This window comes from Uliginosibacterium aquaticum (assembly GCF_012972705.2).
In the GTDB taxonomy this organism is placed as follows: domain Bacteria; phylum Pseudomonadota; class Gammaproteobacteria; order Burkholderiales; family Rhodocyclaceae; genus Uliginosibacterium; species Uliginosibacterium aquaticum.
The window spans coordinates 39,916-65,671 of record NZ_JABCSC020000006.1 but is presented as its reverse complement, the minus strand read 5'-3'; the positions used below and the strand labels follow the sequence as shown (position 1 = coordinate 65,671).

Here is a 25,756-nt window from a genome sequence, read left to right as displayed (position 1 = left end):
GGTCTCCTTGCTTGTCTCTGTGTGGACTGGGGGCGCTCAATAAGTCGCCACGGTATGCGCTGCGATGTAGTCGAAATTGATGTCTTCGCCCAGGCCGGCTTGCTGCGACAGATGGACGAAGCCGTCCTGGTCCATCGGGTCGGCCAGACTGTTGAGATAGGCCGGCACCTCGTCGTATTCAAGGAAGGGGTGGAGCAGGCCGCGCTCGTACCACTGGCAGTTCTTGATCGCCGCGCATACCGCCAGGTTGGCCGCGCCATTGCCGTGCACTTCGCAGTTCATGCCGAAGGCGTCGGCCATATAGGCCACCTTGAGGGTCGGGGTGATGCCCCCAACGCCCGGCACGCCGGCACGGGTGATTGCGGCGGCGCCGGCCTTGATCCATTCGGCGCGGGTATGGTGCTTGCCGCCCATGTATTCCGGGCCAAGGATGGGGATATCGAGCTGCTCGGAGAGCCACACATAAGAAGACATGCTCTGCTCGTCCATCATTTCCTCGAACCAGGCGAAGCTCAGCTTTTCCAGAGCACGGCCGATCTTCAGCGCCTCGGTGCGGGAATACCAGTGGTAGCCATCGAGCATCAGGTCGATGTTCGGGCCGACCGCTTCGCGCACTGCGGCACAGCACTTGATGTCCATGTCGACATTGGGCGCGAAGGCCACTGGCGGCATCCAGGTGTGCAGCTTGATGGCCTTGTAGCCGCGCGCCACCAGCTTGAGGGCGAAGTCCGCGTATTCCTCGGGAGTGGACAGACCTCCCTTGAGCTCGTCGCCACACATGGTGGAGCCGTAAGCCGGCACCTTGTCGCGGTAGCCGCCGATCAGTTTGTACACCGGCTGGCCCAGCTTGCGTCCGGCCAGATCCCACAGCGCCTGATCAGCCACCGCCATCGCGCGGTCGGTGAGCTGGCCGGCACTGCCGCGCTGCCAGTGGGCGAGGTCCTGCCAGATCTGTTCGCGCATGAAAGGATCGGCACCAATCATCACCTTGCGGAAAAAGGCGTCGAACACATGTTTGCGCACCACCTCGACCGGGCCGAAAGCATGGCCTGCGCTGCCGTCATCACAGGTGATGGTCAGCATCGCCAGCTTGGCGTCCTTCTCCGGTCCCGGATGGGAGTGACCCGCGCTATCCACCGAGCGCTTGCTCGGGTAGGTGAATACGGTGCCGCGGATGCTTTCGATCTTCATCATTTCTCCTGGTTCTGCGAGCCTGGGCTGCGTCTTGTCAGTCGTCATACGTGTTGGACTGAATAGTAGTGAGCACGAAGCCAAGGCGTCAAACCCACTAAACCCCTAGACGTTTACCCTAGGTTTTTTTCATACACCCTTGAATAAATGCCTATTTTTTGATTTTTAAGGCCTCAAAGCGTCTCTATCAGGGCTTTCCCTTGGAGAGAAAAAGCACTTGGAACTAGTCATATAATGAGTTCAAGACGTCACACGAGTTAAAAGTCATCATGACAGGTAGCCCACAGGAGTACGGCATGAATAAAGCCCGGCCGCGCGAAACCCTGACTGGCCAGCTGACCCGCACCCTGGCCGAACGGATCACCTCCGGCCAGTACGCTGTCGGCACCCAATTGCCGAGCGAGCAAAAAATGATCAGCGAGTTCGGGGTGAGCCGTACTGTCGTACGCGAAGCCATTGCCAACCTGCGTGCCAACGGCCGGGTATTGACGCGTCAGGGCTCCGGCGCCTTCGTGCTGCAGCAGGAAGCGGCCAAGGGATTCCATATTGATTCAGGCCATCTCACGGACATCCAGGAAGTGGTGTCTCTGCTCGAATTGCGTATCGGACTGGAGTCAGAAGCCGCGGTGCTCGCTGCCCAACGCCGTACGCCGGAGCAGCTGGAGGCCATGAAACAGGCCTTGCGCGACATCGAACAAGCCATCCTGCGTGATGAAAATGCCCTTGAGCCGGATCTGCGCTTCCACCGCCTGATTGCCGAGGCGGCTGGCAATCCGCACTTCCTGAAGCTCTTCCACTATGTCAGCGAGTTGTTGATGACACGCGCCAGCATGCGCCCGGGCCGCCTCAGCAGCCGTTCGCCCGAGGAATTCCTGAACCACGCCCAGCGCGAACACGAGCAGATCTGCTTCGCCATCGAACGCCAGGATCCGGAGGCTGCCCGCGCGGCACTGCGCATGCATCTTTCCGAAAGCAAGGCGCGCCTGCTACGCAGCGCGGCCTTGCACAATCCATGAGCCTTGTACCTGCAGCAGGGCCGGTGCAAAAACAGAGAAGCCCGCATTTGCGGGCTTCTCTGCTATCCGGGATGCGGCGGATCAGGTCACCGGCGCCGGGTTGAACAGGGTCAGCGCGTTGTAGAGCTTCAGCTGCTCGGCCCAGGTCTTGCGACCGCTGGCCACTTCGAGCATGAGCTGGAAGATTTCCCAACCCAGGGACTCGATGCTGGCCTCGCCGTCAGCAATCCGGCCGGCGTTCACGTCCATCAGATCGTGCCAGCGGCGGGCCAGATCGGTACGCGTGGCGACCTTGATCACCGGGCATTCGGCCAGGCCATAGGGCGTGCCACGGCCGGTGGTGAAGATGTGCAGGTTCATGCCGGCCGCCAGTTGCAGCGTGCCGCAGATGAAATCCGAGGCCGGCGTAGCGGCATACACCAGGCCGGACGTGATGCCGCGGTCTGCCAGGCGCTCACCGGGCGAGATCACGCCGGAAATCGCCGATGAGCCGGACTTCACGATCGAGCCCATGGCCTTCTCGACGATGTTCGACAACCCGCCCTTCTTGTTGCCGGGGGTGGTGTTGGCGCTGCGGTCCACCTGGCCCAGTTTCAGGTATTCGTCATACCAGCCAAGTTCGCGGATGATCGCCTGGCCCACTTCGGGCGTGGCGGCACGCTCGGTGAGCTGGCGCACGCCATCGCGGACCTCGGTGTTCTCGGAGAACATCACGGTGGCGCCGGCCCGCACCAGCAGGTCGGCGGCATAGCCCAGCGCCGGGTTGGCGGTAATGCCGGAGAAAGCGTCCGAGCCGCCGCACTGCATGCCCACCACCAGCTTGGAGGCCGGGCATGGCTCGCGGCGCCGCGCGTTGAGGCGTTCCAGATGGACGCGGGCGCGCAGCAGGATGGAATCGATCATGGCGCCGAAGCCGACGTGCTGTTCGTTCTGCAAGCAGACAACGTCGAGGCCTTCAGTGCTGTCGGTTTCCTGCTTGAGCATCACCGCCTTGGGCAGATCGAGGCGCTCGGGCTGCAGCTTTTCGCAGCCCAGGCTCACCACCAGCACCTCGCCGCCGAAGTTCGGATTCAGGGCGAGGTTGCGCACGGTGCGGATCGGGATGATGGCGGTGGGCGCGTCGATCGCCACGCCACAGCCGTAGGTGTGGTTCAGCGCCACTACGCCATCCACGTTCGGGTATTGCGGCAGCAGCTCCTCGCGGATGCGCTTGGCGGCATGCTCGACCACGCCGGCCACGCACTGCACGGTGGTGGTGATGGCCAGCAGGTTGCGCGTGCCGACGCTGCCATCGGCATTGCGGTAGCCCATGAAGGTGTGACCTTCAAGCGGCGCATGTTGCGGTGGCTGGCGGGTGGCCAGCGGCAGGCCTTCAAGGCCGACAGCCTCAGGCATCGCCAGCAGCGTCTCGTTGACCCAGCGGCCGGCGGCGAGATCCTCGAGGGCGGTGCCGATACTCACGTCGTAGCGGCGCACCACCTCGCCCTTGGCGATCGGCTCCAGCGCCACCTTGTGGCCCTGCGGCACATGTTCGCGCAGCACCACGCCGGGCGCGACCTCGGTGCCGGCGGGCAGGCCACCCACGCCGACGATCACGGCCACGTTGTCGGCCGGGTGCATGCGAATGATCAGTGGGGCCTTGCCGGTATTCGGGATATTCATGGCGTTTCCTTCACTTTCGTCTTGTCCTGCGGAGTTGCCTTCAAACGTATAACTTGTCTGGATCGCCTCGCCGTGCCATGGCACGGTGTTCGGCGCCCCGTCCTGTTCTACGCCTGAAGCAAGCCTGCTTCAGAGCATTTCGAGCGGCGTGGCCGCTGCGGGAGGTGGAAAAAAAATGTCCAGGGCGGCGCGCGTGGCGGCATCCAGTTCAAGTGACAGGGCGGCGGCATTTTCGAGCACGCGCGGCGGGCTCGAGGCCTTCGGAATGATGATGCATTGATCGTTACCGAGCAGCCAGGCTAGTGCGAGCTGAGCCGGAGTGAGGTTCAGGGAGGCTGCGATGCGGCCGAGGCCCGGATCGTGCAGCAGGCGCGACTGTTCCAGCGGCGAATAGGCCATCAGCGGAATGCCGTGCGCACGACACCAGGGCTGCAGATCCCATTCGATGCCGCGCCGGCCAAGGTTGTAGAGCACCTGATTGCACACCGGAAGCTTGCCGTGCGAGGCCTTCAGTACATCGTCGATACCGAGCGCGGTGAAATTGCTCAGGCCCCAGTAGCGGATCTTGCCTTCACGTTGCAGGCGCTCGAAAGCTTCCAGGGTTTCGTCCAGCGCAATGGAGCCGGGCCAATGCAGCAGATAGGCGTCGAGCCGGTCGGTCCCGAGACGCTTCAGGCTGGCTTCACAGGCGCTGATCATGCTGCGGTGCCCGGCGTTGAAGGGATAAACCTTGCTGACCAGGAAGACGCCGTCGCGCCGACCCCGGATGGCTTCGCCGACGAGGCGTTCCGATTCACCATCGCCATACATCTCGGCAGTGTCGATCAGGCTCAGCCCCGCATCCAGCCCGGCCTGCAGGGCCGCCAGCTCGCGCGCCCGATTGGCGCGCACTTCACCCATCATCCAGCTGCCCATGCCGAGTGCGGGCACTGCTTCGCCGCCAGGCAGGGTCACGGTTTTCATGCCTGTGGCTCCTCAATCAGGATGGCGCGGAAGTCATTCACGTTGGTCAGGGTCGGGCCAGTCACCACCGCGTTGTCGAGTGCGCCGAAGAAGCCATGGCCGTCGTTATTGGCGAGGCTGTCCTTGGGGCGGATGCCCTGCTCCCAGGCGCGTTGCAGGGTGTCCGGAGCGAGATAGGCGCCGGCGATTTCTTCGACGCCATCGACACCGTCGGTATCGCCGGCCAGCGCATGCACGCCGGCGGCGCCGTCGAGCGCAATGCCCAGCGAGAGCAGGAATTCCACGTTGCGCCCACCGCGCCCCTGGCCGCGCAGGGTGACGGTGGTTTCGCCGCCCGATAGCAGCACGCAGGGGGTACGGAAAGGCTGGCCATGCGTCACGACCTGCAGCGCCACGCCTGCCATGACCTTGCCCACATCGCGCGCCTCACCTTCGATGCTGTCGCCGAGAATATAAGGCGTCACGCCAGCATCCAGCGCCACTTTGGCCGCGGCTTCGAGGGCCATCTGCGGCGTGGCAATCAGATGCGTCTCGCAATATTCGAGACGCGGGTCCAGCGGCTTGATGGATTCGGCCGCCGGGCTGGCGAGCACTTCGAGCACGTTCGCCGGCAGCGCGATGCCGTAGCGGCGCACGATGGCCAGCGCGTCTTCGCAGGTGGTGATGTCGGCCACGGTGGGGCCGGAGGCGATGTCGCAGGGCTTGTCGCCCGGCACATCGGAAATCAGCAGGGTCACCACGCGCGCCGGATGGCAGGCGGCGGCGAGGCGCCCGCCCTTGATCGCGGAGAGGTGACGGCGCACGCAGTTCATCTCGCTGATCGAAGCGCCCGAGGCCAGCAGCGCGCGATTCACGGCCTGCTTGTCGGCCAGGCTGAGGCCCGGCAGGGGCAAGGGCAGCAAGGACGAGCCTCCGCCCGAGATCAGGCACAGCACGGTGTCGTCGGCAGTCAGCCCACTGACCAGATCGAGGATGCGCTGCGCGGCCGTGAGGCCGGCTTCATCCGGCACCGGGTGGGCGGCTTCGACGATCTCGATCTGCCGGCAGGGCACGGCGTAACCGTAGCGGGTGACGACCAGGCCTTCGAGCTTGCCCGGCCAGGCCGCTTCCACCGCCGCGGCCATCGCCGCCGAGGCCTTGCCGGCCCCGATCACGATCAGCCGCCCGCGCGGCGATTCCGGCAGGAAGGCGGGGATGCAGTGAGCGGGCTGCGCGGCCTCGATGGCAGCGAGGAACATGTCCCGCAGGAGACTTTCGGCAGAACGCTGGCTGCTCATGTGCATCCCCTTTCCGCTCAGGCCTTCTGGCCGACTTCGAAGTTGGCCATGATCTCCAGCGCCCGCACCAGCGCCGAGTGATCCCAGGCCGCGCCGCCGTGGGCTGCGCAGGTATTGAACATTTCCTGGCAGGTGGCGGTGTTGGGCAGGGCCACGCCGAGCTTGCGCGCGGAGCTGAGCGCGAGGTTCAGATCCTTCTGGTGCAGCTCGATGCGGAAGCCCGGATTGAAGGTGCGCTTGATCATGCGTTCGCCATGCACTTCGAGAATCTTCGAGGAGGCGAAGCCACCCATCAGGGCCTGGCGCACCCGCGCCGGATCGGCGCCGGCCTTGGAGGCAAACAGCAGCGCCTCGCCCACGGCCTGGATGTTCATCGCCACGATCATCTGGTTGGCGACCTTGGCGGTCTGGCCGTCGCCATTGCCGCCGACCAGGGTGATGTTCTTGCCCATCAGCTCGAACAGCGGCTTGACGGTGTTGAAGGTGGCTTCGCTGCCGCCGACCATGATGGAGAGCGTGGCGGCTTCGGCGCCGACCTGGCCACCGGAAACCGGCGCATCCAGATACTCACAGCCCAGGGCGCGGATCTTGGCGGCGAACTCCTTGGTCTCGATCGGCGAGATCGAGCTCATGTCCACCACGATCTTGCCGGCCGTAAGGCCCGCGGCGATGCCGTGCTCGTCGAACAGCGCGGCCGCCACGTGCGGGGTATCCGGCACCATGATGAAGATGATGTCGGATTTCTGTGCGACTTCCTTCGCAGAGGCGTACACCTTGCCGCCGGCCTCGGTCAGCGCCGGGGCCACCGGGCCGATGGTAAACAGCGCCAGCTCATGGCCGCCCTTGATGAGATTGGCCGCCATCGGCGTGCCCATGATGCCCAGCCCTACGAAACCCAGTTTGCTCATGCTTTTCGTTCCTTGATGATTGATGAATTCTGCTCACGCGCCGACATAGCGGTCGCGCAGTGTCTGACTGCCGGCGCGCAGCAGGCCGATGTCGCTGCCCACCGCGACCATCGTGATGCCCATCTCGATATAGCGGCGCGCATCGGCCTCCACCGGAGCAAGGATGCCCACGGCCACCCCGTGCTTCTTGCCGGCGGCCACGACGGTGGCGATGGCTGCCTGCACCTCGGGGTGCCCCGGATCGCCGAGGTAGCCGTAACCGGCGGCCAGATCCGAGGGGCCGATGAACAGCACATCCACGCCCGGCACGGCGCAGATCGCGTCAATGTCGGCCACGGCCGAGCGTGTTTCGATCTGCACGGCGACCACGATATTGTGGTTCACCACCTTCTGGTAATCCGGCACCGTGCCGTAGCGGTTGCTGCGCGTGGCCACCGATACGCCACGGATGCCTTCGGGCGGGTAGCGCGTGGCGGCCACCGCGGCGGTGGCCTGCTGTGCGTTCTCGACGAAGGGCACGAGGAAGTTGTAGAAGCCGGCATCAAGCAGGCGCTTGATCTGCACCGGATCGTTCCACTGCGGCCGCACGATCGGGGCGCTCGGGCTGTCTTTCAGCGCCATGAGCTGCATGACCAGGGTCTGCATGTCATTGGGCGCATGCTCGGCATCGAGCAGCAACCAGTCGAAGCCGGCCAGACCGATGATCTCGACCGAGAACGGACTAGTCAGCTGTTGCCAGCAGCCGATCAGCTTGTCGCCCTCGCGCAGGCGGCGCTTGAAGCTGTTGGGGATGGGGGTGTAGGCATTTGTGTTCATGCTCATGTCCTCAGCGCACCAGGCACGGGCGCTTGTTGTTGAAGGTCCAGCCCGGAATCAGGAACTGCATGGCGACCGCATCATCACGCGCGCCGAGGCCCATGTTCCTGTAGGCCTGATGGGCCTTCTCGACCTCGGCCATGTCGATTTCCAGGCCCAGACCCGGCTTGTTCGACACGCGGATCAGGCCGCCTTCGATCTTGTAGGGCTCCTTGGTCAGGCGCTGCCCGTCCTGCCAGATCCAGTGCGTGTCGATGGCGGTGACCTTGCCCGGCGCAGCTGCGCCGACGTGGGTGAACATCGCCAGCGAAATGTCGAAGTGATTGTTGGAATGCGAGCCCCAGGTGAGGCCGAACATTTCGCACATCTGCGCGACACGCACCGAGCCCTGCATAGTCCAGAAATGGGGATCGGCGAGTGGGATGTCGACCGATTGCAGCTGGATCGAGTGGGCCATCTGGCGCCAGTCGGTGGCGATCATGTTGGTGGCGGTCGGCAGGCCGGTGGCACGGCGGAATTCAGCCATCACCTCGCGGCCGGAGAAGCCGCCTTCGGCCCCGGTGGGGTCTTCGGCGTAGGCCAGGATGCCGTGCTTGTCGCGGCACAGGCGGATGGCCTCGGCCAGCGACCAGGCGCCGTTCGGATCCAGCGTGATGCGGGCCTCGGGGAAGCGCTCGTGCAGGGCGATGATGGCTTCCATCTCTTCGTCGCCCGAGAGCACACCGCCCTTGAGCTTGAAATCGTTGAAACCGTAGCGGGCGTGAGTGGCTTCGGCGAGGCGCACGATGGCTTCCGGGGTGAGGGCTTCTTCATTGCGCAGACGGAACCAGTCGTTGTCCGCGCCTTCTTCGCTGCGGTAGTTCAGCGTGGTCTTCTTGCGGTCGCCCACATAGAACAGGTAGCCGAGGATCTCGACCGCCTCACGCTGCATGCCTTCGCCCAGCAAGGCGGCGACCGGCACGTTCATGAACTGGCCGAGCAGGTCCAGCAGGGCCGATTCAACCGCCGTGACGGCGTGAATCGTGGTGCGCAGATCGAAAGTCTGCAGACCACGGCCACCGGCATCGCGGTCTGCGAAGGCACGGCGCATGGCGTTGAGGATCTCGTTGTAGTCGCCCAGGGCCTTGCCGATCATGAAGGGGCGTGCATCTTCGATGGTCTGGCGGATCTTCTCGCCACCGGGCACTTCACCCAGGCCGGTGTTGCCGGCGCTGTCGGTGATGATCACGATGTTGCGGGTGAAGAAGGGACCGTGCGCACCGGAGAGGTTCAGCTCCATGCTGTCCTGCCCAGCCACCGGGATCACTTGCAGATTGACGATCTTCGGAGCGCCGCTGACGCGCTGATTGCCTGTGGTCTGATTCATGATGATTGCTTCCATGCTGTTTTGATTTGGCCGCCCCCGCATGGAGGGCGGCTCAAGAGGGAGGTCTTGTGATTTCAGCTGCGGGCGGCTGCGGGCAGGGCGCCTGTTGCGCTCGCCTGATCACCCAGCAGGGACTTCTTCAGGGTCACCCGCTTGATCTCGCCGACGATCAGCAGATAGCTCAGGATCGCCACCGCGGCATTGGCACCCACGAAGACCAGTGCGCCAGAGAAGGAACCGGTGCCCTGTACGATGTAGCCGATGATGATCGGGGTGGTAATGCCGGCAGTATTGCCAAAGGTGTTGAATAGGCCGCCGGAGAGACCGCCCGCTTCCTTCGGCGAGGTGTCAGCCACTACCGCCCAGCCCAGTGCACCCACGCCCTTGCCGAAGAAGGCCAGCGACATGATGGCGACGACGACCATGTCGGCCTCGACGTAGTTACAGGCAATCATGCTCATCGACATCAGCATGCCCATCACGATCGGCGTCTTGCGTGCCACGGAGAGGGAATAGCCGGCCTTGATCAGGCGGTCGGAGATGAAACCGCCGAGCACGCCGCCAAGGAAGCCGGCCACGGCCGGAAGCGAGGCCACGAAACCAGCCTTGAGGATGGTCATGTGGCGTTCCTGCACCAGATACACCGGGAACCAAGTCAGGAAGAAGTAGGTCAGGGTGGTGATGCAGTACTGGCCGATATACACGCCCAGCAGCATGCGGTTACTGAGCAGCTCCTTGATACAGGCCCAGGTGTTCACCTGCTTGGGAGCGGCATGGGCGCTGTCGAGATCAACCAGTGCGCCGCCGGCCTCGATGTAATCCAGCTCCTCGACACTGACGTTGGGATGGCTCTTCGGCCCGTAGATCGTCTTCATCCACACGAAGGCCACCACAATACCGAGGCTGCCCATCACGTAGAAGACGCTTTCCCAGCCATAGGTATGCACGATCCAGCCCATGATCGGTGCAAACAGCACGGTGGCGAAGTACTGCGCCGAGTTGAAGAGGGCCGCCGCCAGACCTCGCTCTTCGGTCGGGAACCAGGCCGAAGTGATCCGGCTGTTGCCCGGGAAGGACGGTGCTTCTGCAGCCCCGACCAGCAGGCGCAAGGCGAACAGCAAGGCAACCGCCAAGCCTCCTGACACGAAGCCGACCGTGCCCTGGAGCAGGGTGAACAGCGACCAGAAGAAGATGCTGAAGAAATAGGTGATCTTGGAACCGAAGCGGTCCAGCAGCCAGCCGCCAGGCAACTGGGCAAGGACGTAGGACCAGGCAAAGGCCGAGAAGATGTAGCCCATCTCCACCGGCGACAGGCCGAGCGCCTTCTTGATTTCCGGCCCGGCGATCGAAATCGTCGCGCGGTCGGCATAATTGAGGGTGGTCACAATGAAGAGGATCGCGAGGATGAACCAGCGCGTCCTGCCGACACTGCGTTTTGCTGAAGTTTCTTGCGTGCTATCCACTTTTGTCTCCTGTGTGAACGGCCCCGGACTGTCAGCAAACCTTTCGTTCACCGCAGGCCAGAACACCGCCAAGTCATCGCTGATAAAACTCGGATGCAGACGTCGCCAAGTCATCAGTCGTCGTACGTCTTATCAGCCAGTATAATGACGGCATGAGCATTTCCTATAAGCGTTATCTCTGACTGCGGAAAACCCCTATGAACCAAGCAGACGGCTCGCTGCAGCCAACCCGCAAACGCGGTCCCAGCCTGGTCGAAACAGTCATGAACGACCTGGCGGGCAAGATCCGCAGCGGTGTCTATCGGGCCGGTGCCAAGTTGCCGACCGAACCCGAAGTGATGGCCGAACATGGCGTGAGCCGCACTGTGGTGCGCGAAACCATGTCGCGCCTGCAGGCTGCCGGGCTGGTCGAGACGCGCCACGGCGTCGGCACCTTCGTGCTAGCTCAGGCGACAGCCTCGCCCTTGCGCATGGACAGCGCCACGGTCATGACCATCCGCGAACTGCTGGCCATGCTGGAGCTGCGCATCAGTGTGGAAACCGAGGCGGCTGGCCTCGCCGCCATGCGCCGCACAGATGAGCAGGTAGAGGCGATGCGCCAGGCACTGCGCGAATTCGACGACGAGCTCAGCAAAGGCGGTAGCTCGGTCGACGCAGATTTCAAGTTCCACCTGCTCGTTGCCCAGGCCACCGGCAATCCGTATTTCGAGAATTTCTACCGACAGCTCGGCACAAACACCATTCCGCGCACGCGGCTGGATACCTCGGTGTTTTCCTCGGCGCCAGGCCAGAACTATCTGCGCCGCTCCAATGAAGAACATATGAACATTCTCGAAGCGATTGCCCGTCGTGATCCTGAAAACGCCCGCGCCGGCATGCGCCTGCACCTCTCCAATAGCCGCGAACGACTGCGGCTGGCAAGCGAGGAGAGCGACAGACAGAATGCGGGCTGAAACCTCGCCCTTGTCATACGACGTCTTCTGACGAAAAATGGCGCCTCTTTTCAGGGGTTGCCGAGATGAACGCGCTGTGGATGCTGCTGACCTGCTTTCTGTTTGCCACCATGGGCGCCTGCGTGAAATCCGTTGGCGGCCACTTCAATATCGGCCAGATCGTGGGTGTGCGTGGTCTGGTGCCGGCCCTGATCCTGGGCCTGTGGGTGCTGTGGCAGCAGCGCTCGCTGTACTCGGCGCACTGGAAGAGCCACCTGTATCGCTCCACCGCCGGCACCCTGTCGATGCTGCTGTACTTCCTGGCGATCACGCACCTGCCGCTGGCCACGGCGGTCACGCTTAACAACACCTCGGCGCTGTTTCTCGCGGGCATCCTGTCTTTCCGCCAGCCGCCGCCGCGCGCGGTGTTTGGCGCGCTGGCGCTGGGTTTTGCCGGTGTGATCCTGGTGCTGCAGCCAAGCTTTGCCCAGGAGCAGTGGGTAGGCGCGGCCTATGGCCTGGCGTCAGCCTTTCTGACCTGTGTGGCGCAACTTAACCTGCGCGAGTTGGGGCGTGCCGGCGAGCCTGAATGGCGCACCGTGTGCATCTTTTCCCTGACCACGGCCTTGCTGGCCCTGCCGCTGGCGTTGTGGCTCTCCTCTTCCGCCGCGCAGGCAAGTGAGCTTGAGTGGGGCTACCTGATCGCTGTCGGACTGTGCGGCGGCCTCGGCCAGCTCACGCTGAGCCGGGCCTTCGGGCGCGGGCGGGCCATCGTCACGGCCAGCGTAGGCTATTCGACGGTGATCTTCTCCAGCCTCTACGGCGCGCTGCTGTGGGGAGACCGGATTTCCCTGCTCTCCACCCTGGGCATCGCCATGATCATCGTCGCCAGCCTGATCAGTACCCACCCCGCTGTGTGGCGCGGACACAAGGCCGAACACGCAGACTGAGCCCGCTCGGAACGAGTACCTGCAAACCTCCGTCGGTGTCTGCACAGAAGGCGCCGTAAGGCATCGCCCCCCCTGCAGAGGCTTGTCAGCAGCCCCTCTGCCAGCGGCTTTGGGCCGCCTTGGCTTACCCAAGCCGTTGGTGCGTAACAAAAATAGTTCACGGTCGTCCCTTGAAACCGCCCCACCCCGCCCCTATCATTAGCACTCGTCAGGGGAGAGTGCTAACAGCGCGGCGTCAGCCGCCCCGGCCCTCCCCGGGTTCCCCCGGGTGCCATGCACCCAAGATTTTTTAAATCAAACCCTTAACAGGAGTGGATATGAAGATTCGTCCCCTGCACGACCGCGTGGTCGTCAAGCGCGTTGAAGCCGAAGAAAAGACTTCTTCCGGCATCGTTCTGGCCAGCTCTGCCGTTGAAAAGCCCGACATGGGTGAAGTGGTGTCCGTGGGCACCGGCAAGCTGCTGGATGACGGCTCCGTGCGCGCCCTGCAACTGAAGGCTGGCGACAAGGTCATCTTCGGCAAGTACAGCGGCCAGACCGTCAAGGTCGACGGCGAAGAACTGCTGGTGATGCGCGAAGAAGACATCTTCGGCGTCATCGAGTAAGGACTGGTCTCGCGCAACGAATGCGGGTCGGGCTGAAGGCTCCGCTCGCGCAGCGCACCTCCTTTCATTCCACGAATTTTCTGAATATCACTGGAGCTATAAATGGCTGCTAAAGAAGTCAAGTTCGGCGATTCCGCTCGCGAACGCATGGTTGCTGGCGTTAACGTTCTCGCCAATGCCGTTAAAGTCACCCTCGGCCCGAAGGGTCGCAACGTGGTGCTGGAGCGCTCCTACGGCGCCCCGACCGTGACCAAGGACGGCGTTTCCGTCGCCAAGGAAATCGAACTGAAGGACAAGTTCGAAAACATGGGCGCCCAGATGGTCAAGGAAGTCGCTTCCAAGACCTCCGACATCGCCGGTGACGGCACCACCACCGCGACCGTGCTGGCCCAGGCCATCGTGCGCGAAGGCATGAAGTTCGTGGCCGCCGGCATGAACCCGATGGACCTGAAGCGCGGCATCGACAAGGCTGTTGCAGCCCTGATCGAAGAGCTGAAGAAGGTTTCCAAGCCCTGTTCCACCTCCAAGGAAATCGCTCAAGTTGGCTCCATCTCGGCCAACAGCGATGCTTCCATCGGCGAAATCATCGCTACCGCGATGGATAAGGTTGGCAAGGCTGGCGTGATCACCGTTGAAGACGGCAAGAGCCTGGACAACGAGCTGGACGTCGTCGAAGGTATGCAATTCGACCGCGGCTACCTGTCGCCCTACTTCATCAACAACCAAGATCGTCAGATCGCCACGATGGATAGCCCCTTCGTGCTGCTGTACGACAAGAAGGTCTCCAACATCCGTGACCTGCTGCCGGTGCTGGAGCAAGTCGCCAAGGCTGGCCGCCCGCTGCTGATCATCGCTGAAGACGTGGATGGCGAAGCTCTGGCAACCCTGGTGGTGAACAACATCCGTGGCATCCTGAAGACTGTTGCCGTCAAGGCTCCTGGCTTCGGCGACCGTCGCAAGGCCATGCTGGAAGACATCGCCATCCTGACCGGCGGTCAAGTGATCAGCGAAGAAGTTGGCCTGTCGCTCGAGAAGGCCACCCTGGCTGACCTGGGCCAAGCCAAGCGCATCGAAGTCGAGAAGGAAAACACCACCATCATCGACGGCGTGGGCAAGGCTGACGCCATCCAGGCGCGTGTCGCCCAGATCGAAGCACTGATCCAGGCATCCACCTCCGACTACGACAAGGAAAAGCTGCAAGAGCGCAAGGCCAAGCTGGCCGGCGGTGTTGCCGTGATCAAGGTTGGCGCTGCCACCGAAGTCGAAATGAAGGAAAAGAAGGCTCGCGTGGAAGACGCCCTGCACGCTACCCGCGCTGCTGTGGAAGAAGGCATCGTGGCCGGCGGCGGCGTGGCCCTGCTGCGTGCCCGCTCGCAAATCGGCGCTGTGAAGGGTGACAACCCCGATCAGGAAGCCGGCATCAAGATCGTGCTGCGCGCGATCGAAGAGCCGCTGCGCCAGATCGTCCAGAACGCCGGTGACGAGCCCTCCGTGGTCGTCTCCAAGGTGCTGGAAGGCAAGGGCAACTTCGGCTTCAACGCTGCCAACGGTGTCTATGGCGACATGGTTGAAATGGGCGTGCTGGACCCCACCAAGGTCACCCGCACCGCACTGCAGAACGCTGCTTCCGTCGCATCCCTGATGCTCACCACCGACTGCATGATCGGCGAACTGGCTGAAGACAAGCCGGCCGGCGGCATGCCTGACATGGGCGGCATGGGTGGTATGGGCGGCATGGGCATGTAATTTCGCTGCGCACTGCGCGCCATGGCGTCGTTGCCCGCCGCTTGCCGTACTAAATGTACTGTCTGCGCGGCGGGCGCCTAGCCCTGGCGCCCATTGCTTGCGAAACCGCGCCCCAAGCGCACTGCACTACAAAAGCAAAACCCCGCATCACGCGGGGTTTTGCTTTTGAAGCTAGTCATTTGGTCCTTTAAGGCAACTGCCGACGCCCTGCCAGCCCTCACTCCCAGGGCACCAGACCAAAATCGGTGATCGCAGCGATCAGCTTGCCGCGACTGTCGTAACCGAACCAGGTGGAATACACACCATCGCCATAGCCACTGGAGAACATGGCCACGGTTCCCTTGGCGGTTTCAAGCAGGTGCCAGCTGCGCGTGTGCTGGTAATGCTTGTCGAGCTCTTCGAACAAAGCATCGTCGAATTCCTCTCCCTCACGCTGGCGCCGCGCTTCGAATTCGCGCAAGGCGGCCAGATCCATGAATGCGCCGGTTCCGCTGTCCACGCCATAACCGAAGAATTCGCCCGGCTTGAGGCTGGCGCGATCCTGGCCGGCGGTGAGCGCCAGCTCCCAGGCCTCGATCCGCCCCGGGGCAAAGACGATTCGGGCGAAACCGATCCGCTCATCTTCCCCATTGCGGGCAATCGCCAGTTGAAGTGGGAAACGCCCGGCGGGCACGGCTTGAGTAAAGGGGAGATCGCAACTGACCAACGGATCGCAGGCCACGAGCTGGCCGCTTTCAAGGCGGATTTCGCCAATGAGCTGAGGGCGGAACTGATAGCGCTGCTCATCCACGGCAATCATGAAACCATCCGTGAACGCCTCGTTGAAGATCGGACCCTTGTGCATTTGCACGCCGGCTTGCTGAGGCGGCGCCGGAGGGCTGCCGCAGGCACTCAGTACCAGCCCCAGTACGCCACACAAGAATGCCCCCAGATGCGATAGCAAAGCCGTGGTACATGGCGGAGGCGGCATACGACCCATCATGCGGTGTCCTTTCGGCGCCAGTGGCAGCAAGGGTTGAAGCCATCGATGCTAGCGAATGTCATCACGCGCCAGCACGCACGCGCCCTCTTGGGACATCACTCCGCGAAGCACACGGCTTGAAGCCCGCACACTCAGGCGAGACGGGGATTGGTCGCGCCGCTCACCAACGCAGCGGATCAGAACTGCAGCGCTGCGCACCGGGCGGATTCCTGCCGCGTTACTCCGGCGCGATTTGACGCACGAGCGGAGGACGGCAGGTTCAGGCAGAGCGTTTCGCTCCGCGCAGGCCGGCTTTATTGATATACGTAAATGAACTCCAATCAGGAATCATTATCATTTACGGAGTCCTGTTCTTTCCTTGGGGGAGGCATTGGTGTGCGCGGCGTCCTGATCTGCCTTGCGCCGGCCGATTCCGGCTGGCTCCCGCAACTGGGCCCCCGAGAACACGATCCATCGCGTCGGCCTCACTGCGGGCCGACAACACCCGACAAGCCCCTGATATTGATGGCCTGAAAATGACTGCAAAATTCATCGTCGCGCTTGCGGCCTTCTACCACCTCATGGCGACCGTGGCGGCCATGATGGCGATTTTCCACTTCGCCCGCGTCTTGCGTGGCGAGGAAAGCAGCCACCCCGTCTGGCGGTATGTCTTCAACTGGGGCGAAGCTCATCTGTGGATTTCGGGCGCCATCCTGATCGGCGTCGGCATCTACCTGAACGGGCTGAGCGAATACCTGAACAATCCCAAGCTGTGGACCAAGGTGAGCCTCGTGCTGCTGTGGGGCTTGAACTCATGGGGAATCAGGAAAACCATCCAGACGGCTTCGGCGCTGCGCCGCAAGCTGATGTTCGGGATTTCTGCGGGCAGCCTGCTCTACGGCAGCTTCCTCGGTGTCGCCAAGCCCTTGGCCTACGGAGTGCTCGCTTTCCCGTGGTTTCTGGCCGGATTTCTCGCCACCATTGCAGCCTGCACCTACGGGGTCAGCCGGCTTTTCCCGCCATCCTCCACAGCAACCGTGTAGGACGACACGGAACAGTGCAATCCGCCACAAAGACAGCCGATAGAGGATTGAAATTGCCGGGGGCCATCCGCACCTGAGAGAGACGGCGTAGCATTCGGCAAGCCCTCGCATTTCAAGAAAACTCTCCATGTCCCTCGACTCCCTGCTGTTCGTCCTGAGCATCCACGCGCTGGCGCTGATTTCACCGGGACCGGACTTCGCGGTGGTCACGCGTCTTTCGATCGTCTCGGGACGGCAGACGGGGCTATGGGCCGCAGCCGGCGTAGCCAGCGCCATCGGCGTGTATGTCCTGATCTGTGCGCTGGGCTTGTCGCTGGTGCTGGCGGCGCTGCCGGGACTCTCCCGTCTGCTGGCCATCGTCGGGGCGCTTTATCTGGGCTGGCTGGGCGTGCAATGCCTGCGCTCACGTGGTGCGCTGCCCGAGGCTCAGGCCGCACAAGCCGGCGGCCGTGCCTTCGTGACCGGCTTCCTGACCAACCTGTTGAATCCGAAAGCCATGCTCTATTTCGGCTCCATCCTCTCGCAGGTGCTGACGCCAGAGCTGGGGCACACCGAAACCGCTCTGATCGGCGTCCTGCTTGTGGGTGAATCCCTGCTCTGGTTCGGGCTGGTCGCGAGCCTGTTCTCCTCACCTCAGGTGCTGAATTGGCTGCGCCACCGCATGGTCTGGTTCGAACGCTGTATCGGCGCGGTGCTGCTGGCCCTGGCCGCCAAGCTGGCCAGCTCCGCATTGCGTTGAAGGGCTGTTATCCGCGAGCCAGGTGAGCGCTCAATCCAGATTGCGCACCAGGTACTGAACTTTTCCGGCGAATTCCGGAGAAGTCCGTAGTTGCTGAATCTGCTTCCAGAAGTCCTTCACGACCTGAGGTTTGCGACTCGCGCAAACCTTTGAAAAAACAGTGTAAAAAGCCTCACGCTCAAAGGGCTGCGGGTGCATTTCAATCAGGCTGCGCAGGCTGATGGTATGGCGAAGCATTTCGCTGCCGTCGATAGTCTCGATGACAGCGGCTGCAATCTCGCCACGCTCCAGGCGCTTGAAGAGGTCCACATAGGACGTGGACGTGCTATCCACTTTGATCCCCATGGCCTGCAGGCTTTGAGCCGCAAAATTGCCGCGCCGGACACCGACCACCCCGCTCACCTGAAGTTTCTTGCCGTCCCAGAGCAGCTTGTCCTGCTTGCGATGAAACAGGCTGACACTGTTGTTGTACATGCGCTGCTGGACATCGGCGGGTCCGCTGGCCGGGCCCGGATACACCATGCTGGTCAGCCGTTCCGGCAGAAAGGCAATGCTGATCGCGCCATCCACGCGGCCTTGTTGCACCGCCTCGACACAGCCGGCGCCCGGCATCGGCAGCAGAACCAGCTTGATCTTCAGCGCCTTGGCCGCTTCGGTGGCCATGATCTGGCTGACTCCGGGCGTACGCTTGAGGAGCCAGGGGAAGGATTCGTCCTGGTTGTGACACAGCCGCAGGGATTCCTGCGCGGCGGCCGTCAGCGCAAAGAGGCTCAACCCTGCAAGAACGAAATACCTCGGGATGGGATGCATGATGATTCCGCAAAGAGAAACAGAGTCTCTTTCTTGACGGCGGGCCAGACCCGAAATGAAGAGGCGCCGCCGCAGACTACCCGGAAGGCCGGCACGGGCAGACTTCAGCTGCCCAAAGCACTCCAGAGCTGTTCGAACTGGGTGGAGAAGGCCGCCACGAGCGCCGCATCCTTGCTCACGACGAGGTTTTCCTCATTGCTGTGCGCGGCACTGCGCGTCCAGTTGTAACTACCGTTGAGGAGGTAGCTCTGATCGAGCAGCGCGAACTTGTGATGCATGTGGGCGGTGCTGCGATCGACGCGGACCGGAATGCCGGACTGCCGCAAGGCGGCGATGTCACTGCCGACATCGTCTTCCTTTTCGTTGTCGGTAATCAGGCGGATACGTACGCCACGCCGATGTGCTGCGTGGATCTCGTCGCTGATCCGGTCGTCCGAGATCGTGAACACGCAGATGTCGATCTGCCTGGCAGCCTGACGCAGGCGTTGCAGGATGGCGTTCAGGCAGTCCTGGCCCGGGCTGAAGAAAACCGCGTGGCTGGCGCTAGCAGGGGCCGGGCGCGCGGAATCAAGCGCCCGCATCACGCCCTCCAGCCAACGCAAGATATCCTGCACGGCAGCGTCCTCGCCCAGATGCTGGCGGGCAATTGCAAACGCGAGCTTGCGCACATGGCGCAGATTCTCTTCGAGTGGCCGTACCTCTCGCAGCACTTCAGTCAGGCCGCGTCGCTCTTCTTCGCTGAGGCGCTGATCAACAAAACTGGCTTCGAGCCGGGTAATGGCTTCTTCAAGGTAGGCGTGCATGGCGGCGCTTAGGATCGTCCGGACTTCTTCTTGCTGCCCGCTTCGAGCGCACTGACGCCGATCCAGCTCTTGACCAGCATGCCGAGCCCGAGCCCGCCAATGAACACCAGCCAGAAAAGCAGCGCCGACATCTGTTCCAGCCCGCTGTGCAGATTCATGCCGAATACGGCCGACACGCTCATCAACGGAAAGGCGATAGCGGCCAGGATATTGAGCTTGTGCTGGGCCCGGTTGCCAGCCTCTGCGGCCCGGGTCTGTTCCTCAGCGCTGCGCGCCAGGCGGAACTCCAGCGCCAGGCGGGCATCCGCCAACAGAAGCTCGAAACCACGCGCGATCTCGACGCTGCGATCTCGGAAATCGATGATGCGCGGGTCATTGCCCAGTTGCTCGCGGGCAGACTGCAGAGCAGCCTTCATGTTGGCAGAGGCACGTGCAATCGGAATCAGGCTGTCAATGATGGCAAACAGCGCGTCGATGCCGTGTGCTTTCTCGAAGCGCCTTTCCAGCTCGGCATGCAGGCCAAGATAGTCCTCCAGGTATTTGTTCAGAGCATGCTCGCCGCGATCCAGCCCCTTGTGCATCCACTTGCCTTCGGGCAGCCGCAGGAAGACTTCGTGCTCACGCTCGTTACCATCGCCACGCGGCGGCGTGTGCAGCACGAGCAGCAAATGCCCGGCCTCGAAGATGGCGCGCTGGGCGCCCCAGCTCTCGCTGCCCAGGCGAGCGTTGATGGCCTCTGGCAGGGGCCAGGCATACTGGGTTCGCTTCATTCGCTTGCTTCTCCTCGCTCAGGCCTTGTCACCGGATTTGCTGCGGCCAGCCCCGGCTTCGAGTGATTTTTCAAGTTTTTCAACGTAACCGGACATGCGCTTCATTTCTTCCCACAGCGTGTGGTCCAGTTTCATCTTGTGGTAAGTGGCCGTCACCAGCGGCAGCAGCACCCGGTCGTAGGCATCCGTCATGCCTTTGAGGGACTCGCCCAGGCCAGCCAGATCCGGCGCAGCGTTCGTGATGGTGATCTTGGGCTTGATCGCGCCAAGCGTTTCCGCCAGCGCCGTAAGCCCCTGGCGCAGGCTGTCATCCAGGCGCGAATCGCGCTTGAGACCGTCGACGGCCCGGGCCAGATCGAGCACGGTATTGGCAATTCGCGTGCTGCCGTCATCGCTGCCACCGAGTTTGCGAAGACGCATGAACTCATCCCGGATTTCCTGCCAGCGCGCCTGCTCATCAGGCGTTGGCGCTTCAAGCAGGTGGGCCAGTTTGAGCAGGTTCTCTTCGGCGCCGGTCGTGAGAGTCTGAGCCTCACCGCGATAGTGGTCACGCAGCAGGGAATCCAGCTCCTGCTCCGTCATCAGGGGCGTAATCCGCGCGGCAAGCTTGCTCATATTGCGGTAACTGCCCTGCAGCTTGAAGGGCGGTTCGCTGCGGTAATCCTCCTGCTGCGCGGCTGACGCGATGTAGCTGGCATTCACTTTCAGCAGCATGTTGCGGGCACGGAACAGGCGCTGCAGCAGGGCAGTGAGTTCATCCAGTTCCTGAGCGCTGTAAGCATGCGAGAACTCGCTGCCCGGCACTTCCTCGCCTTCGGCCAGGCGCACCAGGCGGTGCACATCCTTCGGGTCGCGCGAGGCCAGCGGCAACAATACCGGATTGGCGGTGATCGCGTTCTCGATGTAGGACAGCGCAAACACCGCTTCGCGGCCCGCCAGCACATCACCGAGATTGTAGATATCCGCGCGGTTGGCCAGCATGTCCGGGATCCGGAACACGTCGCCTGACTCGGTATAGGGATTGCCTGCCATCACCACGGCGAAGCGTTTGCCGCGCATGTCGTAGGTGCGAGGCTGGCCGTCCCATACGCCTTCGATGCGGCGCGTACCATCGGCAAGCGCAATGAATTTCTGCAGGAATTCCGGACTGGTGTGCTGGATGTCATCCAGATACAGCATCACATTGCTGCCCATGGCGAGGCCGAGGTTGAGCTTCTCCAGCTCCTGCCGGGCCGCAGCATGGGCAGCGCTGGCCGGGTCCAGCCCGGTCACCTCATGCCCCAGCACCGGGCAGTTGATGCGCACGAAAACCAGGCCCAGACGGTCCGCCACATACTCCATCAGGGTGGTCTTGCCATAGCCCGGTGGCGAGATCAACAGCAGCATGCCCATGCGATCGGTGCGATTACCTTCACCCACCGTGCCCAGCTGCTTGGCGAGGTTATCGCCCACGATGGGCAGATAGACTTCATCGATCAGGCGGTTACGCACGAAGGTGGCCAGAGGTTTGGCCTGAAACTGGGCCAGACGCAGGCGCGTCTTCTCGCGGCCAATAAGTTCCTGGCGCAAGGCCTGCAAGGCAGTGAAGGCAGGCACCACGCTGCGGCAGTGCGCGATGTAGCGTTGCCAGAAATCATTCAGGTTCAGACGCAATACACCACCGACGATACGCGGATGTTCACCGAGCAGGCCCTGCAGCTCCCGGTCCAGCTGGGCGTTCACACGCAGGCGCTGGGCCGGCTGGGCCAGCTGAATGGCCGCGTCGGGCACCCAGGCTGCGGCAGACTGTGCTTGTGCCGCATCGAAGGCGCGCAGCCATTCACAGGCTAGCGCCCAACGCTCGGCAGGCTGGGCATGGGCAAGATCCTGCTGCCAGGCGCTGAGCTTGCCGGCCCGCTCGAGCTGGCGAACAAGTTCGGCCGCCAGATCCTCACCGGCGGCCGCAATCACCCAGGCCTCCACGCCACGCTCGCTGGCCAACTGGCTAACCAGATATTCGGCAGCGCGCTCCTGCAGCGTCAGCACCGCAGCCTCATCGAGTCCATCTGGCAGACCAAAGGGCTGCATGAAGCCAGCCATGCTACGGGCCACCTCGCCCACCAGACGCTCAAAGCTGGCCCGTGCGCCAAACAGCGTGCGCATCTGCTCGGCGGCGCGGGCTCCGCGCGCCCAGGTATCACGCTCGGCATCGAAACAGCCGTGGAACCAGAACAGCTGAGCCCAGGCCCGCTCCAGCGGCCCAAACGCGAGCAGACCCGCTTCAGACTGCATGCCGACCAGATGCGTCAGGATCTGCAGGGCATCGCTGTCGTGCACACCCTTCTGATATCCCTCCTGATAGCGCTCGGCAGCGTGTTTGCGCACCAGCTCAGCAAGCTGCGCCGCGCCTTCCGACTGTGAGCACAGCGTTTGCAGCGCATCCCATGCCACCGGCCCCCGGCCTTCCAGCACGGACTCCAGCAAGCTGCCAGCCAGGTACTCGGCACGGTACAGGGCAGCGCTCTCGGAGATCAGGCTTTGCTGCCAGTAGGCTTTGAGTGCATCCAGACGCGCATCCGCGACCGGTGCGAAATAGTCGGTACCGGTGAGGTGGTAGAAGAGGCTGCCATCGCGCGGCGCCAGCGTGATATCCAGCGCCTGACGGCTGACCGTGAAGGCGTGCTTGCCCAGGCGCAGTGCATTGCCACCATCGCTGACCAGTTCAGCACGGTCCCGGACTGCGCGCTGGGCTTGATCGCGTGCAGTTTTCAGGCGCGTATCCAGCTCATCTGCGGCCACGGCGGCGTTCATGGCCCGCAGCTCTTCGATCAGCTTGCGCAGCTTGCCGAGCAAGGGGTCACCGGCAAAGTAGCTATGCACGGCGGGCAGATCGATCAGCTGCGCGACACGCCGCTGCACGCCCTCCAGGATCCGCTCGGCCGCATCCACCAGCGCCTGGCTGCGGCGCTGGCGCGCTTCGAGCAGACTCTGCTTGCGCGCGGTGATGGCCTCATAGACCGATTCGCGCTTGCTGGCGATATCGGCAATGTAAGCCTCCTGCTCGATGAAGCGCCCTTCAAGCTCCTCAAGCTGGGCCAGCAGACGCGTCAGCGCGTCATCGCACTTCTCCGGCGTATCGGCAAAATCCAGCGCGTTCTCGACAGCCTGCCCGAAGAGCTTGAACTGCGCGCCGAACTCCGCTGCGGATTCAGTCGCCCCCAGGCCTTTACGGGTGCGGCGTGCTTCGGCTCGTAGGCGATTGGCTTCGGCATACACCGCGCCGATCTGGTCCAGGATACGCGTGCGCATCACCGCATCGCCACCGGGCAAACTGCCCAGCTGCTCGGTGAGCAGATCGAGGCCGCTGGCCGTTTGATCCAGCGCCGCCAGTATTCGATCAATCTCGCTGGTATTGCCGGCCTGCAACAATTCGCTAGCCAGCCTGGCGAGCGCCTCGCGATAGCCGTTGAAGGCGGCATCCCCCGCCAGGAACTGCACGGCACGCTCGCCCACCCGGCCCTGTTCGGCAGCCAGATCGGCATCCAGCGTATCGATCACGCCCAACTCGACATAGCGCAGCTCGCGCAGGGACAGCAACTTGCCACGCTGCTCACGCAGGCGGCTCAAGGCCTGCACGAAATCATCCGGTTTGTGCCAGAGCATGCTGGCCACATCAGTCATCAATACCCGCTGCTCACTCTGGGCACGCGTGAGTGCCGCCGCCGATTCACGCCGGATGCTGTCGACTTTCTCGAACTCGTCGAGCGTCTGGCGGGCGCCTTCTGCAATCTGCTTCAGGCCGGAAAGCAGGCCGCCTGCCTCGTTAGCATCAAGCCAGAAGTAAGCATCCTGCACACGCACACACTGACGGATCAGATCTTCGTAGGCCGTGCGGGTAGGGGTTTGTTCGCGCAGGGCACGCGCAATGGCCATCAGTTCGGATATGCCGCGAACCAGCTCAGCATTGCCGACGCGACCGAAAAATCCTTGCGCCTTGGGGGAAGCTGCCGCGTGTTCCTCGCTGCAGAAGGGCGTCTGCCACAGCTGCATGGGGTGCACGCGGGTCGGCTCGCCGCTATCGGCCATGAAGACCAGCACCCGGCCATCCGGATAGCGTGCGTAGCCATTGGAGAGAATGGGCGTGGCCAGACTCTTGTTGATCAGGTTGTAGGTGAACAGGCCGTAGTGGCCGATGCCCGGCGCATAGAAGACGTACAGCACATCCTCGCCATTGGGCGAACGGATCATGCGCTTGAAACGCAGGTTGTCGACCACCTCACCAGGCATGTCGAAACGCTTCGATTCGCCGGACTGCAGGTAATAACCGCCGGGGAAAATGATGCCGTGGTCTTCCGGCAACTGCACGCAGGCCTTGCCAATGGCATCGATGCGGAGCACTTGCTGGGTGCGGATGTTGTAGACCAGATAACGTTCAAGCTGCTCGCGATACGGGCGCACGCGCAGCAGGATCAGCGAACCGAGCCTGGCGTAGGCAATCTCGGCGTCCGCCAGCGACTGATTACGATCCTCGACCGGCTCGGAATGGATGCCCAGCCCGGTCTCGCTATTGTTCTCGATCTTGATCGTGAGATCCCCGCCAACCGTTTCCACAAACACGGTGTCAAGGATGTTCACATGCGGATGCTTGCCACCCACGTGATCTTCGCGGGTGGTGGGAATCCACTCGAAATCGTGGGTAGGCGGCAAAGCCATGTCGCGCTCGCCACGATTGTCGAGGTAAGTGAGCGCGCCATCCCGATCGATGTTCCAGCGGAACACCCGCACATCGCCCAGCTGTGCACCAATCCGGAAAGCCGCGAGCAACTTGTCCTGCGTCACCCGCAACTGGATCAGCTGCGCCTGCTTGTAGTAGGCGTAGAGCTCGCGAAAATCGGAACCGAAGCGCGTGTCCTCGAGGAAGCTGCCGGCCAGCGGCACGCTTTCCAGCTCATCGGCGCCCTCGCTGGAGGCCAGCCGATACAGGGCAAACACGTCGCCAGGCGCGGTTTCACGGCGCAGGCCCAGGGTGACGTTGAAACCGAACAACAGCAGCTCGCCGATGCGCACGATGTCGCGCGCCACGCAGTTGTTTTCGGTGCGCGCACGCGCGCGCAGGATCAGCGCCTGATCAGACTTGCCGAAGGCTGCGACGCGCGCAGCATTGAGCGCAGAAGCCTGGGCCAGCAGCACATCGCCCTGATCGCTCAAGCGTTTCTTGAGCAGATCGTAGCTGCTGCTGCCAGCCAGCATGCTTTCGGCCTGGCTGCTTGCGGGTTGCGTTTGTGAGGTGTCGTCCATCTTCGCCATCTTGAATGTTCAGCGCCCCCGCAAGCGGGGCTTGATTACCAACCTGCGCGCAGCAACGCAATCAACTCGTCGCGCTGCGCTTGGCCATCAAGCCATTCGCGCACGCGTTTGATCTCGTCAATACAGGCATCCCCATGTTTGCTACGCGAGCTCGAAACGCACCCGCTCAGCGCGTGGCGCACAGTTGCAAGCAACGCGCGCGCCCATCAGATGCCCGTTGCCGCGCGTACGGCGTCGATCTTTGCGAGCATGTCCGGCGTCAGCTCATCGGTCTTGAGGCGACGCAGGATGTTGCGCAACACGCGCTTCTCGTTGGCATCCACCACTCCATCGCGCAAAGCGACATCGACCAGCTTCTGCAACTCGTCCACGCGCAGCTTGCCATCGTCGGAAAAACACTCGATGGAGCGGAAAGCTATCTCCAGGTAATCACGGTTCTCGCTCATTGC

The 25,756-nt window shown here is 62.9% G+C and carries 21 protein-coding genes; 7 read left to right on the top strand and 14 right to left on the bottom strand.

The window, feature by feature from the left end; genetic code table 11:
* Window positions 1–36: 36 nt before the first annotated feature.
* Window positions 37–1,191 (bottom strand): mandelate racemase family protein, encoded by a 1,155-nt coding sequence (locus tag HJ583_RS17990; RefSeq protein WP_170023207.1) that lies wholly within the window; start codon window positions 1,189–1,191, stop codon window positions 37–39.
* A 296-nt stretch (window positions 1,192–1,487) separates the two neighbouring features.
* Here HJ583_RS17990 and HJ583_RS17985 point away from each other — a divergent pair, with 296 nt between their 5' ends.
* Window positions 1,488–2,207, top strand: a complete 720-nt coding sequence (locus HJ583_RS17985; RefSeq protein WP_170023206.1) for a FadR/GntR family transcriptional regulator — start codon at window positions 1,488–1,490, stop codon at window positions 2,205–2,207.
* A gap of 81 nt (window positions 2,208–2,288) precedes the next feature.
* Here HJ583_RS17985 and garD read toward each other — a convergent pair whose 3' ends face one another.
* The 7 genes from garD to HJ583_RS17950 form a co-directional block, all read right to left on the bottom strand.
* Window positions 2,289–3,869 carry a galactarate dehydratase gene (gene garD, locus HJ583_RS17980; RefSeq protein ID WP_170023205.1) on the bottom strand — a complete coding sequence of 527 codons (1,581 nt, stop codon included), beginning with the start codon at window positions 3,867–3,869 and terminating at the stop codon, window positions 2,289–2,291.
* A 129-nt stretch (window positions 3,870–3,998) separates the two neighbouring features.
* Window positions 3,999–4,832 carry an aldo/keto reductase gene (locus tag HJ583_RS17975; RefSeq protein ID WP_170023204.1) on the bottom strand — a complete coding sequence of 278 codons (834 nt, stop codon included), beginning with the start codon at window positions 4,830–4,832 and terminating at the stop codon, window positions 3,999–4,001.
* Window positions 4,829–6,109, bottom strand: coding sequence for a glycerate kinase type-2 family protein (locus HJ583_RS17970; RefSeq protein WP_170023203.1), 1,281 nt, complete (start codon window positions 6,107–6,109; stop codon window positions 4,829–4,831). Before HJ583_RS17970 ends, HJ583_RS17975 begins: the two co-directional genes overlap by 4 nt.
* Before the next feature lie 17 nt (window positions 6,110–6,126).
* Window positions 6,127–7,017 carry a 2-hydroxy-3-oxopropionate reductase gene (gene glxR, locus HJ583_RS17965; protein ID WP_170023202.1) on the bottom strand — a complete coding sequence of 297 codons (891 nt, stop codon included), beginning with the start codon at window positions 7,015–7,017 and terminating at the stop codon, window positions 6,127–6,129.
* A gap of 33 nt (window positions 7,018–7,050) precedes the next feature.
* Window positions 7,051–7,833 (bottom strand): 2-dehydro-3-deoxyglucarate aldolase, encoded by a 783-nt coding sequence (garL, locus tag HJ583_RS17960; RefSeq protein WP_170023201.1) that lies wholly within the window; start codon window positions 7,831–7,833, stop codon window positions 7,051–7,053.
* Between the two features lie 10 nt (window positions 7,834–7,843).
* Window positions 7,844–9,199, bottom strand: a complete 1,356-nt coding sequence (gene gudD / locus HJ583_RS17955; RefSeq protein ID WP_170023200.1) for a glucarate dehydratase — start codon at window positions 9,197–9,199, stop codon at window positions 7,844–7,846.
* 74 nt (window positions 9,200–9,273) lie between these two features.
* Window positions 9,274–10,662, bottom strand: coding sequence for an MFS transporter (locus HJ583_RS17950; protein ID WP_328824943.1), 1,389 nt, complete (start codon window positions 10,660–10,662; stop codon window positions 9,274–9,276).
* Window positions 10,663–10,859: 197 nt separating this feature from the next.
* Here HJ583_RS17950 and HJ583_RS17945 point away from each other — a divergent pair, with 197 nt between their 5' ends.
* The 4 genes from HJ583_RS17945 to groL all read left to right on the top strand — a co-directional run bounded on the left by HJ583_RS17945 (window position 10,860) and on the right by groL (window position 14,895).
* Window positions 10,860–11,615, top strand: coding sequence for a FadR/GntR family transcriptional regulator (locus HJ583_RS17945; RefSeq protein WP_170023198.1), 756 nt, complete (start codon window positions 10,860–10,862; stop codon window positions 11,613–11,615).
* A gap of 65 nt (window positions 11,616–11,680) precedes the next feature.
* Window positions 11,681–12,544: a DMT family transporter gene (locus HJ583_RS17940; RefSeq protein WP_170023197.1), complete on the top strand. Its 864-nt coding sequence runs from the start codon at window positions 11,681–11,683 to the stop codon at window positions 12,542–12,544.
* 317 nt (window positions 12,545–12,861) lie between these two features.
* On the top strand, window positions 12,862–13,149 hold the full coding sequence (locus HJ583_RS17935) for a co-chaperone GroES (protein WP_101940417.1): 288 nt from the start codon (window positions 12,862–12,864) through the stop codon (window positions 13,147–13,149).
* A 102-nt stretch (window positions 13,150–13,251) separates the two neighbouring features.
* Window positions 13,252–14,895, top strand: coding sequence for a chaperonin GroEL (gene groL, locus HJ583_RS17930; RefSeq protein ID WP_101940418.1), 1,644 nt, complete (start codon window positions 13,252–13,254; stop codon window positions 14,893–14,895).
* A 217-nt stretch (window positions 14,896–15,112) separates the two neighbouring features.
* On the opposite strand, the gene HJ583_RS17925 is transcribed toward groL, so the two are convergent.
* Window positions 15,113–15,739 (bottom strand): DUF4241 domain-containing protein, encoded by a 627-nt coding sequence (locus tag HJ583_RS17925; RefSeq protein ID WP_170023196.1) that lies wholly within the window; start codon window positions 15,737–15,739, stop codon window positions 15,113–15,115.
* Window positions 15,740–16,392: 653 nt separating this feature from the next.
* Here HJ583_RS17925 and HJ583_RS17920 point away from each other — a divergent pair.
* Window positions 16,393–16,899, top strand: coding sequence for a DUF2214 family protein (locus HJ583_RS17920; RefSeq protein ID WP_170023195.1), 507 nt, complete (start codon window positions 16,393–16,395; stop codon window positions 16,897–16,899).
* 127 nt (window positions 16,900–17,026) lie between these two features.
* Entirely contained in the window at window positions 17,027–17,638 is a 612-nt protein-coding gene (locus HJ583_RS17915) for a LysE family translocator (RefSeq protein WP_170023194.1), read from the top strand.
* A 30-nt stretch (window positions 17,639–17,668) separates the two neighbouring features.
* On the opposite strand, the gene HJ583_RS17910 is transcribed toward HJ583_RS17915, so the two are convergent.
* The 5 genes from HJ583_RS17910 to HJ583_RS17890 form a co-directional block, all read right to left on the bottom strand.
* The gene (locus HJ583_RS17910; protein ID WP_170023193.1) at window positions 17,669–18,448 is read right to left on the bottom strand and encodes a substrate-binding periplasmic protein; all 780 of its coding nucleotides are present in this window, start codon (window positions 18,446–18,448) and stop codon (window positions 17,669–17,671) included.
* A gap of 104 nt (window positions 18,449–18,552) precedes the next feature.
* A complete protein-coding gene (locus tag HJ583_RS17905; protein ID WP_170023192.1) occupies window positions 18,553–19,251 on the bottom strand; it encodes a phospholipase D-like domain-containing protein in 699 nt (232 codons plus the stop codon).
* Window positions 19,252–19,259: 8 nt separating this feature from the next.
* Window positions 19,260–20,021, bottom strand: a complete 762-nt coding sequence (locus tag HJ583_RS17900; RefSeq protein ID WP_170023191.1) for a magnesium transporter CorA family protein — start codon at window positions 20,019–20,021, stop codon at window positions 19,260–19,262.
* An 18-nt stretch (window positions 20,022–20,039) separates the two neighbouring features.
* Window positions 20,040–25,298 (bottom strand): DNA repair ATPase, encoded by a 5,259-nt coding sequence (locus tag HJ583_RS17895; RefSeq protein WP_217423503.1) that lies wholly within the window; start codon window positions 25,296–25,298, stop codon window positions 20,040–20,042.
* A gap of 215 nt (window positions 25,299–25,513) precedes the next feature.
* Window positions 25,514–25,753, bottom strand: coding sequence for a hypothetical protein (locus HJ583_RS17890; RefSeq protein ID WP_101940429.1), 240 nt, complete (start codon window positions 25,751–25,753; stop codon window positions 25,514–25,516).
* Between the last annotated feature and the right edge of the window lie 3 nt (window positions 25,754–25,756).

Excerpts from the sequence above, each read along its gene's own strand:
- garD (WP_170023205.1), bottom strand. The coding sequence starts at position 3,869 with ATGAATATCCCGAATACCGGCAAGGCCCCACTGATCATTCGCATGCAC.
- HJ583_RS17935 (WP_101940417.1), top strand. The coding sequence starts at position 12,862 with ATGAAGATTCGTCCCCTGCACGACCGCGTGGTCGTCAAGCGCGTTGAA.
- HJ583_RS17905 (WP_170023192.1), bottom strand. The coding sequence starts at position 19,251 with ATGCACGCCTACCTTGAAGAAGCCATTACCCGGCTCGAAGCCAGTTTT.
- gudD (WP_170023200.1), bottom strand. The coding sequence starts at position 9,199 with ATGAATCAGACCACAGGCAATCAGCGCGTCAGCGGCGCTCCGAAGATC.
- HJ583_RS17985 (WP_170023206.1), top strand. The coding sequence starts at position 1,488 with ATGAATAAAGCCCGGCCGCGCGAAACCCTGACTGGCCAGCTGACCCGC.
- HJ583_RS17890 (WP_101940429.1), bottom strand. The coding sequence starts at position 25,753 with ATGAGCGAGAACCGTGATTACCTGGAGATAGCTTTCCGCTCCATCGAG.
- garL (WP_170023201.1), bottom strand. The coding sequence starts at position 7,833 with ATGAACACAAATGCCTACACCCCCATCCCCAACAGCTTCAAGCGCCGC.
- HJ583_RS17915 (WP_170023194.1), top strand. The coding sequence starts at position 17,027 with ATGTCCCTCGACTCCCTGCTGTTCGTCCTGAGCATCCACGCGCTGGCG.
- HJ583_RS17940 (WP_170023197.1), top strand. The coding sequence starts at position 11,681 with ATGAACGCGCTGTGGATGCTGCTGACCTGCTTTCTGTTTGCCACCATG.
- HJ583_RS17990 (WP_170023207.1), bottom strand. The coding sequence starts at position 1,191 with ATGAAGATCGAAAGCATCCGCGGCACCGTATTCACCTACCCGAGCAAG.
- groL (WP_101940418.1), top strand. The coding sequence starts at position 13,252 with ATGGCTGCTAAAGAAGTCAAGTTCGGCGATTCCGCTCGCGAACGCATG.
- HJ583_RS17920 (WP_170023195.1), top strand. The coding sequence starts at position 16,393 with ATGACTGCAAAATTCATCGTCGCGCTTGCGGCCTTCTACCACCTCATG.
- HJ583_RS17970 (WP_170023203.1), bottom strand. The coding sequence starts at position 6,109 with ATGAGCAGCCAGCGTTCTGCCGAAAGTCTCCTGCGGGACATGTTCCTC.
- HJ583_RS17945 (WP_170023198.1), top strand. The coding sequence starts at position 10,860 with ATGAACCAAGCAGACGGCTCGCTGCAGCCAACCCGCAAACGCGGTCCC.
- HJ583_RS17910 (WP_170023193.1), bottom strand. The coding sequence starts at position 18,448 with ATGCATCCCATCCCGAGGTATTTCGTTCTTGCAGGGTTGAGCCTCTTT.
- HJ583_RS17895 (WP_217423503.1), bottom strand. The coding sequence starts at position 25,298 with ATGGACGACACCTCACAAACGCAACCCGCAAGCAGCCAGGCCGAAAGC.
- HJ583_RS17925 (WP_170023196.1), bottom strand. The coding sequence starts at position 15,739 with ATGCACAAGGGTCCGATCTTCAACGAGGCGTTCACGGATGGTTTCATG.
- HJ583_RS17900 (WP_170023191.1), bottom strand. The coding sequence starts at position 20,021 with ATGAAGCGAACCCAGTATGCCTGGCCCCTGCCAGAGGCCATCAACGCT.
- HJ583_RS17975 (WP_170023204.1), bottom strand. The coding sequence starts at position 4,832 with ATGAAAACCGTGACCCTGCCTGGCGGCGAAGCAGTGCCCGCACTCGGC.
- glxR (WP_170023202.1), bottom strand. The coding sequence starts at position 7,017 with ATGAGCAAACTGGGTTTCGTAGGGCTGGGCATCATGGGCACGCCGATG.